Genomic DNA, 13,305 nt, shown 5'->3' on the forward strand with positions numbered 1-13,305 from the left:
ACGGGAGACATGCTGGATGGGAGATTGCGCAGGTCGGCGGCGTCGGCGCTGGCGGCGGTGCTTATGCTGGTCGGCATGCTTGTGGCCGCTGTGATGGCTCCTGTGGCGCCGTCCCATGCGGCATCGTCCGATTCCTCAGCTGCAGGAGTCGGCGAACCGGTATCCGACGGAGCCATATCATCAAAGGATGACGGATTGACGTTCGAAGGAACGGTGTCGCCGACCTTCTCATTGGCTGATTCCGCGGGACTCTATGGCTTCGTCGCGGTCATGTCGTCTCCGGACGGCAAGACCGCGTATGTGCGGCAGGGCGGTCATGTGTACGTTGTCGATGTGCCTTCCAGAACGGTGCGGACGGAGATAACATTCACATCCTCAATGACGGGCGATGTTTCGCTGTCCGACGATGGCAGTCGGCTTTATGTGGTGGATGCCGGTACGGTGAAGGTGTTCGATACGGCGTCCATGAAACAGATCGGCAGTTTCGGCAGTCGTCTGACCATGGTCGTCGTCAGCGAGGATGGTCAGACGGCCTACGCGCCGGTCGCAGCCAAAGGCGGCAATGTCGAAACCGGTCCGGCGCAATACGACCTGTACTCGTACGACATCGCCAGCGGACGCGGCAAGCGACTGTTCGCCCTGACGAACGCCAGCGTCAGTTACCTTCCCGCGTTCTCCTCGAAAACCGGGTTGATCTACGCGTACTTCTACCGGGAGCATAATCAGGATTCGGCATTCGGCACCATCAATGTAAAGACGGGTGACATACGGGTGCTGAAAACAGCGTCGGAGGGGCTTTCCGCCGATATGAGTCTGGAGCTGTCCGATGATGGCGGCACCCTTGCCTATATCTCCGGCGCGAAGCAGGTCACCGTCATCGACGTGCGGACGGGGGAGCGGCGGGTGCTTGATATGCCGTTCACACCACAAACCTTCGCGTTGTCTCGAACCGGCAAACGGCTGGTGGTCAGCAACAATGCCATCGGTCAGCGTCATTCCGATGGCAGGGTCGAAGCCTTTGATCTCTCCAAGGGCGTCGCAAAAGCCGAAACGGTGACGGATGCCATAGCCACGAATATCATACCGATGATGATCGAGGATGACCGCAACGTCATGTATGGCGGCATGGGCAATCGAGAGTCGACGGACGGCGAGGTTCAACAGCTGAATCTGAACACTGGGCGGCAGCAAAGCGGAGTGCTCATCTACGATCCAAAGGGTTCGGCGTATGAGGATCAGCCGTACCCCTATAGTCCGATAGGGCCGAGAAAGCTGTCGATTACCCAGTCCGGAGATGGTGGGCGGATGCTGGTTCTCGCCATGCACACACGGAACGATGATTCGTTGTTCCTCTCGGTGCTGCGGTTGCCGAAGAGCGTGGCCGGAGGCGACGATTCGTCTCAGGTGAAGGCCAAGGATGAGGGGAATGGAGATGACGGACCGTCAATAGCCATGATTGCGGGAATCTGTGCGGGTGTGGCGACGGCGGGTGTCGTTGGTGTGGGCGTGATACTCGCCGTCAGGCTGCGGCGAGGACCGGACCGGGCGGGGATTCATGCTCGAAACCCACACCGGAGGCGGCACTGACCATCAACCATCGAGTTGTAAGGCTTCATATGTTGCTGTAGCGCCGTCTGCCGCTACGGAATTTCAATGTTTTCGTTGCCGCAGATCGGCGCTTTCCTGAGACGGAGCCTCACGGCTCGCGTTTCCGGATGCGGGGATGGGGATAATGGTGGGGGATTCCAGATTGCGGCGGCAAGGAGGCTGATATGGGCGTGAACATCATCGTGGTGACTGGCGCTTCAAGCGGCATGGGGCGTGAATTCGTGGACCAGATCGCCCATTGGGCCGCCGCCGGTCGTATCGCCGCCGACGAGATATGGGTGATCGCGCGCCGGGAGGAACGGCTCCGGGCGCTGGCGAGGACGGTGAAGGTGAAGGTTCGTCCCGTGGCGCTGGATCTGGCCGACTCGGACGGTCTCGAAGCCTACCGCCGCCTGCTTGCGAGGGAACGCCCGAACATCGTACTGCTTGCCAATTGCGCCGGCTTCGGCAAGATGGATCATTTCGAAAACGTGCCTCTTGCCGACGATCTCGACATGGTGGATCTCAATGTGAAGGCGCCAATCGCCATGGTCTCGCACAGCCTGCCGTACATGCGCGCCGGCGCGAAAATCGTGAACCTGTGCTCGATCAGCGGATTCCTGCCCTGCCCGTACATCAACGTGTATGCGGCGACGAAGGCGTTCATGGTGAGCTGGTCGCGGGCGTTGGGCCGGGAGCTCGCCCATCGTGGAATACGGGTGACGGCCGCGTGCCCGTATTGGGTGCGCACCGAGTTCCTCGACAGGGCGCGGACGGCCGCCGGCCGCTCCGTATTCCATAACTTCGTGGGCATCATGGATGCGCGGGCCGTGATGCGGGCCATCATCGCCGACACGTTCCGCGGACGGGCGCTGTCGTTGCCGGGATGGCCGGCGAAGGCCATCTTCGCGGCGACGAGACTGCTGCCGGTGCGGGCGCTCATGTGGTCCCAGCTCCGTCTGCAGGGATTGGACGGACGCCCATAGAATGTGGACCATATGTCCGCTTTTGGTCCATGGATTGGACGAAACGGCGCAATCATGTCATCTCGGTGACACACAAACGCGTGCATGAGGAAACACGGCGAACTTAGACTCCAGTCTAGATTGCACAGCAAGGCGGTCGCCGAACGTCGCAACGAACGGTATTCGGCGACCTGCAAGCGCGTGATCGGACGAACACCTGCATCGACGTGGCGTCACGTCACAGCGGAAGGAGCATGAGATGAAGCTTGCGGACACGGGTCTCACCCAGGACGAGCTCAAGGGCCTCGTGAAGAAATACATGATCGAAACATACGAGCGCTACGACTTCGTCGCCGAACGCGCCGAAGGCATGTACCTCTACGATCCGGACGGCAACGCCTACCTTGACTTCTACGGCGGCATCGCCGTGAACAACGCCGGCAACTGCAACCCGAAGGTCGTGGCCGCCGTGCGTGACCAGGTGGGCGACATCATGCACACCTTCAACTATCCGTACACCATCCCGCAGGCGCTGCTGGCCAAGAAGGTGTGCGACCTCGCCGGATTCGACAAGATCTTCTACCAGAACTCCGGCACCGAGGCCAACGAGGTGGCCATCAAGCTCGCCCGCAAGTACGGCATCGACCACTTCGGCCCGCACAAGTACGAGATTCTCTCCGCCCTGCACTCCTTCCACGGCCGCACGTTCGGCGCCCTCGCCGCCACCGGCCAGCCGGGCTCCCTCGCCCAGGACGGCTTCGGCGACATGACCCCAGGCTTCGCCTACGCCGAATTCAACAACCTCGACGACTTCAAGGCCAAGATCACCGACAACACCATCGCCATCATGGTCGAGCCCGTGCAGGGCGAAGGCGGCGTGCACCCGGCCACGCAGGAGTTCCTCGAAGGCCTGCGCAAGCTGTGCGACGACAACGGCCTGCTGCTCATCTTCGACGAGGTCCAGACCGGCTGGGGCCGCACCGGCTCCCTGTTCGCATGGCAGGGCTACGGCGTGGAGCCCGACATCTTCACCATGGCCAAGGGCCTCGGTGGCGGCGTCCCGATCGGCGCCATGGTCACCAAGGACCCGATCGCCGCGTCCCTGACCCCCGGAACCCACGGCACCACGTTCGGCGGCTCCCCGATGTGCACCGCCGCCGCGCTCGCCGAGGTCGACGAGATCGTCAGCCGCAAGCTGCCGGAGAACGCCGCCAAGATGGGCGAATACTTCATCGAACAGGGCAAGACGCTGCCGCACATCAAGGAATCCCGCGGCCGCGGCCTGCTCGTCGGCTTCGAGTTCGACGGCACCGTCAACGCCGTGGACGTCAAGCACGCCGCCCTCAAGCGCGGCCTGCTCACCACCGCCATCGGCAACGACATCATCCGCTGCATCCCGCCGCTGATCGTCACGAAGAAGCAGATCGACGAGGCCATCGAAATCCTCTCCGACTCCGTGAACGCCGTCGTCGCCGGCAAGGAGTGACCCTCCGTCCGGCAGCCGACATGGGCTCCCTCGCCGCAGGGAGCCCATGGCTTGCCGCCGGACGCAACCGCCCCTATGCTGGAAACCGCGGTAATGACGCCGCAGATCGAAAGGCACAGCCATGCTCAAGTTTTCCATACCGCAGAACATCATCGTCGACTACGGTGGGGTGAGCCGTCTCGGCACCTATGCCGCCGAACTCACCATGACGAACGTCCTCATCATCGCCGACCCGTTCCTCGCCGACGCCCCGCTCGCCAAACAGGCCACCGACTCGCTCGACGCCGCCGGCATCAGGCATACGATGTTCACCGACGTCAAACCCAACCCGACCGCCGTCTGCGTGGACGAGGCCGCCGAACTCTTCAACGGCAACGGCTGCGACTCCATCATCGCCATCGGCGGCGGCTCCTCGCTCGACGTGGCCAAGGCCGTCGGCGTGGTCGTCAAATACGGCGGCGAGATCGGCGACTACGAAGGCATGAACACCGTGCCCGGACCGATCGTGCCGTTCATCGCCATCCCCACCACCGCCGGCACCGGCAGCGAGGTCACCTCGTTCTCCGTCATCACCGACGAGGCCCGCAACTACAAGCTCACCGTCGGCTCTAAACTGCTGCTGCCCGCCTACGCCATCCTCGACCCGGGCGTGCTCGCCACCGTCCCCGCGCGCGTGGCCGCAGCCTGCGGAACCGACGCCATGGTCCACGCCATCGAATCGTTCACCAACACCGTGGACTCCACGTTCTCCGGCATGTATTCGCTGGAGGCGCTACGCCTCATCGGCAAATACCTCCGCCGCTTCTACGCCCGCCGTGACGACGCCGAGGCGGCGCGCGGCATGATGGTCGCCGCCACCATGGCCGGCATCGCCTTCGAATCCACCCGGCTCGGCCTCGTGCATGCCATGAGCCACCCCATCTCCGCGTTCTTCCATGTGGCGCATGGCGAGGCCAACGGCCTGCTGCTGCCCAGCGTGCTCGAATTCAACGCGCTCGCCGACAAGGGCCAGTACGAGCTCATGCACGAGGCGCTGTTCCCCGACGTCGAATACGCCTACCCGGAGGACTTCATCGACGAGATCCGTTCGCTGCTTTCCGAGATCGGCATCCCCGATTCGCTGGAGGCGGCAGGCGTCGACCGCGAGACGTTCCCCGCCGTCATCGGCCAGATGACCAAGGACGCCATGGCGTCCGGCAACATCGCCGTCAACCCGCGTGCCGTCACGCCGAAGGATGTGGAGGTGATCTATAGGGCTTTGTGATTATGGTGAATCGTGAACGGTGATCGTGCCTCTCTGCGACACCGTGTTGTGGGAACGGAAGCGCCGTGGTCGGCCGGTTGGCCGCCGCGGCGCTTTCATATGCGGTCCGCGATTGCCGGATCATCCGTGGATGTGGCAATACAAATATGGCAATACAGGTGGTATGGCACGTCGGCGGGGATTTGCGATACGGGGACGAAACGCAGACCCGTGGCCCGGTGCGTGAACGCGACCGGAAGTCCGTCGCCGGGGTCATCGGGATGATCGGATTCGTCGGAATGGCCGGAGTGGCCGGTGTCGTCGTCGAGCAGTGCGGCGATGACGTTCGGCGCATGGAACATCTCACCCTGCCTGACGCCGTCGAACGATGGATGGCCGACATGCGCGGCTGACCGAAGCGCCGGGCATCCGCCGGGCAGCCGCAAGCGCCGTCGCGAGTACCATAGGGGACTATGCTGCAACCCGAAGCCCTGGCCATGCTCGACGCCGGCGCGAACGTGTTCCTCACCGGCGCCCCCGGCTCCGGAAAGACCTACGTGCTCAACGAATTCATCCGTAGCGCGCGACGCAACGGCAGATCCGTCGCCGTCACCGCGTCGACGGGCATCGCGGCCACGCACGTCAATGGGCAGACCATCCACTCGTGGAGCGGCGTCGGCGTCGCCACCGCATTGGAGCCGGCCACGCTCAAACGCATCAAGACACGGCGTCGCAAGGCCATCGACGCCACCGACGTCCTCATCATCGACGAGGTCTCGATGATGCACGCATGGCTGTTCGACATGGTCGACGAGGTCTGCCGCATACTGCGGCGCGACGACCGTCCGTTCGGTGGCCTGCAGGTGGTCGTGTCCGGAGACTTCTTCCAACTGCCGCCCGTCAGCAGGTCCGGGCGCGACAACGACATGATCGCGCCGAGCGAGACGTTCATGCGCTCGCGGGCGGAATACGCGCGACGTGGTCTCGACCCGGAGGGCTTCGTCACCGAATCGTTGATATGGGAGCGGCTGCGGCCCACGATATGCTATCTGACCGAGCAGCATCGCCAGGACGACGGCCGGCTGCTCGGCGTGCTCACCGACATCCGCGATGGCAACGTGACCGACGCCGACCGCGGCCTGCTCGCCGATCGCATCGGCTGTTTGCCCGATCCGGGCGTCGTCGCCACGAACCTGTTCCCCACGAACCGTCAGGCAGACTCGCTCAACGACCGACGTCTCGCCGAGATCGGGGAGGAGCCGCATGAATATCTCGCCGAATCGGCGGGTTCCGCCCAACTCGTCGAACGTCTGAAAAGGAACATGCTCGCCCCGGAACACCTCGCATTGAAGCGGGGGGCGGCCGTCATGGCGCTGCGCAACGACCAGGACCGCCAATACGTCAACGGATCCATCGGCACGGTCGTCGAATTCGAACAGGGGAGCAAGGGCGGCTGGCCCATCGTACGGTTCGAGAACGGCAACATCGTGACGATGAAACCCGCGGCCTGGGAGATGATGGACGGCGAGACCGTGCTCGCCAGCGTCAACCAGGTGCCGTTGCGCTGCGCATGGGGCATCACCATACACAAATCACAGGGCATGACGCTTGACCGGGCCGTCATGGACCTGCGGCGGACATTCGCCCCCGGCATGGGATATGTGGCGTTGTCCCGTGTCGAATCGCTCGACGGACTGTATCTGCGGGGCATCAACGACAAGGCGTTCCTCGTCTCCGACGATGCCGTGCGTCTTGACTCCCGGCTTCGCGCGGAATCGCGTTCGGCGGCCGAAACGCTCGCCGCCGAAGGCGCGGCGGCGTTCGATCCGCGTCGACGGAAAACCACGACGATGGACCCGGAGAAGTCGTCGTCGGGGGAGAATCCGGACGATTCGGGCATGGACGACGAATTCATGCAGGATACGCTGTTCTGAAGTGTTTTGAAGTGTTTTGACGTGTTCTGTATGTTCCTGATGTCGTCAACGAAGATCTCGAATACGTCGGCCAAGCGTGCGCATGGCCTTGAGACTGCGTTCGTAGAACGCGGCGACCACGATCAGCGCGATGCCGGCCAACGCCAGCCATACCCACCAATAGTCCGCGCTGAACGCGCGGATCGCCGGCCAAAGCCGTACGAACACATGGATGGCCATGACGACGGTGCCGCATACCAGCGGTGCCTGCAGACCGCGGACGCCGCCGACGATGATCGCCGCCAACGCCATCGTGCCGACGATGACGATGCGTACGCCCGACGGCGCCGGCACGATCCACGTGAGCAGCAGCGACGGCAGCATGGCGGTCAGCAGGCCGGGGCCGAGCTCCTTCCAGCTGCGTCGCGCTACGTTGCGGCGCATGCGTATGCCGCCGGCGACGAGCATGGCGACCGCGAGCGTGAGCGTCGGCAACTCCGGCGGCGTGACCGGGGCGTATGTGGTCCGGCCGTCGAAAACCAGCGCGTTGAAGTTCGTGGCGGCGATGACCAGCACGCCGATCAGGGCGATGGCGGCAAGCATGATGGCACGCTGCCGCCGGTTGCTCGTCGGCGGCCCGTCAAGCCATGCGATGGCCGCGATGGCCGCCAGGGAGCATAGGGCGACCAGCTGCGGCAGGATGATGACCGTCGGATCGGTGATGAAGGGGATGGCGTCGATGAGCGTGCCGCATCCCTTGAGACAGGTCAGCGTTCCGGCGGTGAACATGCCGCCGATGGCGCAGACGCCCGCCGGCAGCATCAGACCGGTGCGTTCCGAGTCCCTGAGCGATACCGTCCGGCCTTCGGCCTTGGCGAAGGCGGCCAGCGCGAGTATGCCGATCATGATCAGGCCCCAGAGGAGATATCTCGGTATGGTCATGTCGCTGTTGCCGAGGTTCGTCAATCGTTGCGTTGCGTAGGTGATGTTCATGGCATGGAATCCGATGAATGGCACGATGGCGAGGCCCGCGACGATGCGTGGGCCTTCCGGCATGTCGTTCGACAGCACCAGATACCAGACGGCGCACAACGACATGGCGACGAGGCCGGTCGCGATCGCCATGCCGTCGTGTCCGTTGGTGTTCAATGCGGCGAGGGAGATCATCGACAGCAGCGACAGGCATTGCAGCGTGCGCAGCGCGTAGATGGCGTATGACGGCCGGGGGCGTGCCGGCTGTTGGAGTTGTCGTGGTTGGGGACGTGGCTGGTATTGTTGCGGCCGCGACGTCGATGAGGTCGATGATGATGGTGATGACGTTGATGGTGGCGACGTTGACGATGACGATGGTGCCGACACCGCCGTCGCCGCGTCGATTCCCCCTCCGACGAATATGCGCATCGCCAATACGGCCGCGGCGAAGACGCACGGCAGCAGCAAGAACGCCGCCAGCACCGTGGCGCGGTCGGAGGGGAACGTGGCCAGCAGGCACAATGCCATCGTCGCCGCCACAAGGGCGGGGATGATGAACCGGCGGCTCAAAGTGCGTGACAGCCATAGCAGCGTGACGGCCAGCATCAGCATGGTGACGAGCGTGGGGATGGACGGAGTCGGTTTGAATGAGGAGAAGGGCGACGACCATCGGGAGACCAGCATGGTGAGCGGCACGTCGATGAGCACGGTGAGAATCGCCGGAAGACTGCACAGCGTCTGCGTCGCCAGCGCCATGGCGGCGATGATACCGCCGAGCACGCGGCCCGCCTCGCATTCCTTCGCGGACGGCCGCCAATGCGTTTCCCGGGCGCGTGGCGGCGCTGTCGTGGACCGCTTCTCCTGGGCCGCGTTTCTGAGCATATGCGACAATGCGGCGAACGCGCAGGCGAAAACGGCCGCCTCCGCGCACGGTATCAGGAACCGCCAGTCCTGATACTGCCGTGCGACGTCTCCGGCGAACACCAGTTCGTCGATGGCGGGGGCGACCGGCATGAGGGAAAGCGCCGCTGCCGGCAGCGTCAATGCCGGGACGACCGGGGCGTCCGTGGAGAACCGACGGTGCAGGAACGGCCAGAATGTCAGCCAGACCAGTGTGGTGAGCAGGGATGAGACGAGGACAGTCACGGGGTCCCGGGGCTGCGTGGCCAGCGTCACGACGGCCAACGCCGCGACCGTGCCGAAGACCATGCCGATGATGATGACGGCATTGCGTTCCACGTTCGGTGCCCTGACACCGCCTTCGCCGCCGTCCCCGGCATCGCCGGACCCGCGCCGACGGGCGGGCAGGAACGCACCGACGGGGACGGCGACCATGGCCGTGCCGAGCATCGCCGCCCACAGCCGAGTGGTGGAGACGCCGTCGAACAGCATATCGAAAACGGGATTGAAGCCGAACGCCCCGTACAGGGTGAGCATGAGTGCGTATGGGGAGGCGAAGGCGGCGAACAGCGTGCAGCAGCGCAGCGGATCGCGTCCCCGTACGCGCAGCGACCACCACAATCCCATGCCGATGCCGGAAACGAGCATCATGGCCGGTCCGGCGACCGCTTCGGCCGGAACGTCCACGAACACCGGCAAGCCGGAGACGAGATGGGCGTCGATGGTCAGGGCGATGAGTCCCGCCCACCCCACGCCCTCCGCCGTGATGCGCAGCCGCTCATGCAACGCATACGAAAAGGCCAGGGCGATGGCTGCGATGGCTGCGATGGCCGCGCCACGCTGCACGTCGTCGAGCATCGAATACGTGAGCGCGGCGAACACGAGCACCGCCATCGACACCAGGGCGATGCCGATGGCCAGCAGCAGAATCTGCACGTTGAACCGCTGCCTTGGCGTTGATGCCGTTGACGGCGTCATCTCCGGCGGTGTCTTTGGCATCGGTCGGAACGGTGCCGTCCCCGGCGCGGCGGCGTCCGCGATCATCGCGCCGATCAGCCGGGCGCGTTCATCGAGCAACGCGGCCGCGGCTCGGCCCAGTTCGAGGATTTCGGCCGCCCGTGGGTCGGTGAGATCCACACCCGTGGGGGATACGCGCGGGTCGGCGATCGGCGCGAACGTATCGGGGTATATATGCGGATCGGTCAATTGGGACGTATCGCGGGGCCATGCGTTCAACGTCACCCCGTACGGGGGACGCCGCCGTGGGTCCCGCAGCTGGTCGATGAGCCGGTCCCGTCGATCCAGCGTCTGCGCCGCGCGGCGGCTCAGGTCAAGCAGTCGCGCGGATCTCGGGTCGCCGAGATCGAGACCGGCCGGGGAGACGCGGCCGGATATCGGCGTGAACGTGTCCGGATACAACGCGGCGTTGCGCAGATCGTGGACGGAACGCGGCCATCGTCCCCCTCGTCGCGACGCCGGGTTCATCATCGAATCTGATGCCATTGCAGCCCCCTTCCGAGCATGCCTGATACCAGTCTCCCATACATGCGACGGATGGTGAAGCGTCGTTCGACGCGATTCGCACCGTCACGCCGATGTCCCTTAACGTGAATACCCTTGGGACGTATGAGTTCCAAAGCATTGCGTATGTCTACGCTGTTCCTTCGCACGCTGCGCGAGGATCCCGCGGACGCGGACGTCGATTCCGCGAAGCTGCTGCAGCGAGCCGGATATATCCGTAAGGCCGCCCCCGGCATCTGGACGTGGCTGCCGCTGGGTCTGAGGGTCCTCGACAAGATCGAAGGCATCATCCGCGAGGAGATCAACGGCATCGGCGCCCAGGAGGTGCATTTCCCCGCCCTGCTGCCGCGTGAGCCGTACGAGGCCACCCATCGCTGGGAGGAGTACGGCGACAACATCTTCCGTCTCAAGGACCGTCACCAGGCCGACTATCTGCTCGCCCCGACGCACGAGGAGATGTTCACCCTGCTGGTCAAGGACATGTACTCCTCGTACAAGGACCTGCCCGTCACGCTGTACCAGATCCAGACCAAGTACCGTGACGAGTTCCGCCCGCGCGCCGGTCTGATCCGCGGCCGCGAGTTCATCATGAAGGACGCCTACTCGTTCAGCATCGACGAGGAGGGCCTGCGTAAGGCCTATATGGACGAACGCGGCGCCTACGAGCGCATCTTCCAGCGTCTCGACCTCAAGTACGTGCCGGTGTTCGCCATGTCCGGCCCGATGGGAGGGTCCGCATCCGAGGAGTTCCTCGCCCCCATGCCCATCGGCGAGGACACGTTCGCGCTCGCCCCGTCCGGCAAGGCATGGAACGTCGAGGCCCTGCACACGCCCGAATTGCCCGAGGTCGACTGCTCCGCCACGCCCGCCGCGCACAAGGAGGCGACGCCGGACGCGAAGAGCATCGAGAAGATGATCGAACGCGCCAACGCCGACCATCCGCGAGCGGACGGCCGCGAATGGGCCGCCTCCGACATCCTCAAGAACGTGGCCATCGCCGTCAAACATCCCGAGGACGAGGAGCACGACGAACCGTGGCGCGAGGTCGTCGTCATCGGCGTCCCCGGCGATCGCACGGTGGACATGAAGCGCCTTGAGGCGCAGTTCGCCCCCGCCGAGATCGAGGAGGCCACGGAAGAGGACCTGAAGGGGCATTCGGAGCTCGTCGTCGGCTACATCGGACCGATGGTCCTTGGGCCGCAGGCCGAGGCCGCCGGTGTGAAGGATCCGGTGCGGTACCTCCTCGACGCGCACGTGGTCAAGGGCTCCGCATGGTTCACCGGTGCCGACGAGAACGAGGTCGACTACTACGATCTCGTCTACGGGCGCGACTTCGAGGCCGATGGCACCGTGGAGGCCGTCGAGGTGCGTCACGGAGACATGAGCCCGGACGGCTCCGGCCCGCTGAGCTTCGAGCGCGGCGTGGAGATCGGCCAGGTGTTCCAGCTCGGTCTCAAATACTCCAAGGCGTTGGACCTCAAGGTGCTCGACCAGAACGGCAAGACCGTGCCCGTGTGGATGGGATGCTACGGCATCGGCGTCTCCCGTGTGCTCGCCTGCATCGCCGAGACGCATCACGACGACCGAGGCCTGGCATGGCCGGCCGTGATCGCCCCCGCCCAGGTGCATGTGGTCGCCACCGGCAAGAACGCCGAGGCTTTCGAGGCCGCCGAGAACCTCGTAGCCGCGCTTGAGGCCAAGGGAATCGAGGTCATCTACGACGATCGCAGGAAGGTCTCCCCGGGCGTGAAGTTCAAGGACGCCGAACTCGTCGGCGCCCCGCTGATCGCCGTCGCCGGCCGCGACACCGTGAACGACGGCACCATCGAGGTGCGTGACCGCGATGGCGGCAACGACGTGGCCGTGCCGGTCGCCGAGGCGGCTGACGCCATCGCCGCACGCGTGGCCGACCTGCTCAAGTAATACACGGTGCGACGGCCCGTAATACACGGTGCGACGGCCTGATGATTCGGGCAAGCCATCGATTTCGGACGGGCCGAATCGACCGTGACACCGGCTCCTCCCTATGGAGGGGCCGGTTTTTTGATCATTGCGTTCCTTCCATCCATCGGTGGAGAAGTCCGAAGGATATCCACAATCCCAGGATCCCCTCCGACTTATCCACAGCATCCGTCCGAGGGTGGTCCATCCGTCAACATTCCCGGTTTTCCATGCCGCGACCCGCCGTTGTGCCGCATAGTGGATATCACCGTTCCGCGGCGACCGGGATCATAGGCGACGTTCTTCCCCTTCTTCCTCCTCTCTCGCCATTGAACCCGGCTCCGCTGACGGAATGGTCCAAACGTCGAATGCAAGGGAAAGGGCCGACCATGGCACAGCAGTCACAGATCGTCATCACCGGGAATGTGGGCAGGGAGCCGACACGGCTGGGAGCGCAGGGCGGCACGCCGATGTGCACGTTTCGCCTGGCCTCCACGCGTTCGTTCTGGAACCGGCGCACCCGGCAGTGGCAGGAGAGCCCGACCACATGGATCACCGTCAAGGCCTTCCGGACGCTTGCGTTGAACGTCATGCAGTCGGTGAAGAAAGGCGACGCCGTGATCGTCGTCGGGGACCTCGTCACCGAGACCTGGGAGCGCGACGGGGCGCAGCGCAGCGCGATCGCGATAGAGGCGGCGTACGTCGGGCACGACCTCAACCGGGGGGCGTCCATGTTCGTACGCACGCAGAACGGCGGGGGAGGCTCAGGCGGAGGGG

The 13,305-nt window shown here is 64.6% G+C and carries 8 protein-coding genes and 1 pseudogene; 8 read left to right on the forward strand and 1 reads right to left on the reverse strand.

Annotation, left to right across the window (positions count from 1 at the left end; all coding sequences use genetic code 11):
• The first annotated feature begins 9 nt into the window (after positions 1-9).
• The 6 genes from DF200_RS08620 (at position 10) to DF200_RS08645 (ending at position 7,215) form a co-directional block, all read left to right on the forward strand.
• On the forward strand, positions 10-1,587 hold the full coding sequence (locus tag DF200_RS08620) for a YncE family protein (RefSeq protein WP_109137872.1): 1,578 nt from the start codon (positions 10-12) through the stop codon (positions 1,585-1,587).
• 185 nt (positions 1,588-1,772) lie between these two features.
• Positions 1,773-2,573, forward strand: a complete 801-nt coding sequence (locus DF200_RS08625) for an SDR family NAD(P)-dependent oxidoreductase (protein ID WP_109137873.1) — start codon at positions 1,773-1,775, stop codon at positions 2,571-2,573.
• Between the two features lie 238 nt (positions 2,574-2,811).
• On the forward strand, positions 2,812-4,038 hold the full coding sequence (locus DF200_RS08630) for an aspartate aminotransferase family protein (protein WP_109137874.1): 1,227 nt from the start codon (positions 2,812-2,814) through the stop codon (positions 4,036-4,038).
• A gap of 121 nt (positions 4,039-4,159) precedes the next feature.
• Positions 4,160-5,302, forward strand: a complete 1,143-nt coding sequence (locus DF200_RS08635) for an iron-containing alcohol dehydrogenase (protein ID WP_109137875.1) — start codon at positions 4,160-4,162, stop codon at positions 5,300-5,302.
• A gap of 146 nt (positions 5,303-5,448) precedes the next feature.
• On the forward strand, positions 5,449-5,694 hold the full coding sequence (locus DF200_RS08640; RefSeq protein ID WP_146192055.1) for a hypothetical protein: 246 nt from the start codon (positions 5,449-5,451) through the stop codon (positions 5,692-5,694).
• Positions 5,695-5,754: 60 nt separating this feature from the next.
• Positions 5,755-7,215: a DEAD/DEAH box helicase gene (locus DF200_RS08645; protein WP_109137877.1), complete on the forward strand. Its 1,461-nt coding sequence runs from the start codon at positions 5,755-5,757 to the stop codon at positions 7,213-7,215.
• Positions 7,216-7,260: 45 nt separating this feature from the next.
• Here DF200_RS08645 and DF200_RS11365 read toward each other — a convergent pair.
• Positions 7,261-7,803, reverse strand: a pseudogene (locus DF200_RS11365) (SCO7613 C-terminal domain-containing membrane protein); the annotation flags it as partial.
• 2,889 nt (positions 7,804-10,692) lie between these two features.
• On the opposite strand from DF200_RS11365, the gene DF200_RS08655 reads away from it, so the two are divergent.
• Entirely contained in the window at positions 10,693-12,510 is a 1,818-nt protein-coding gene (locus DF200_RS08655) for a proline--tRNA ligase (protein WP_170112500.1), read from the forward strand.
• A gap of 407 nt (positions 12,511-12,917) precedes the next feature.
• A partial coding sequence (locus DF200_RS10850) for a single-stranded DNA-binding protein (protein WP_158275825.1) occupies positions 12,918-13,305 on the forward strand: 388 nt, incomplete at its 3' end.

Source organism: Bifidobacterium catulorum, assembly GCF_003129925.1.
Lineage (GTDB): Bacteria > Actinomycetota > Actinomycetes > Actinomycetales > Bifidobacteriaceae > Galliscardovia > Galliscardovia catulorum.

What these genes read in the sequence shown, in the direction of transcription:
- DF200_RS08655 (WP_170112500.1), top strand. Translation starts at nt 10,693, where the DNA reads ATGAGTTCCAAAGCATTGCGTATGTCTACGCTGTTCCTTCGCACGCTG.
- DF200_RS08645 (WP_109137877.1), top strand. Translation starts at nt 5,755, where the DNA reads ATGCTGCAACCCGAAGCCCTGGCCATGCTCGACGCCGGCGCGAACGTG.
- DF200_RS08630 (WP_109137874.1), top strand. Translation starts at nt 2,812, where the DNA reads ATGAAGCTTGCGGACACGGGTCTCACCCAGGACGAGCTCAAGGGCCTC.
- DF200_RS08635 (WP_109137875.1), top strand. Translation starts at nt 4,160, where the DNA reads ATGCTCAAGTTTTCCATACCGCAGAACATCATCGTCGACTACGGTGGG.
- DF200_RS08620 (WP_109137872.1), top strand. Translation starts at nt 10, where the DNA reads ATGCTGGATGGGAGATTGCGCAGGTCGGCGGCGTCGGCGCTGGCGGCG.
- DF200_RS08625 (WP_109137873.1), top strand. Translation starts at nt 1,773, where the DNA reads ATGGGCGTGAACATCATCGTGGTGACTGGCGCTTCAAGCGGCATGGGG.
- DF200_RS08640 (WP_146192055.1), top strand. Translation starts at nt 5,449, where the DNA reads ATGGCAATACAGGTGGTATGGCACGTCGGCGGGGATTTGCGATACGGG.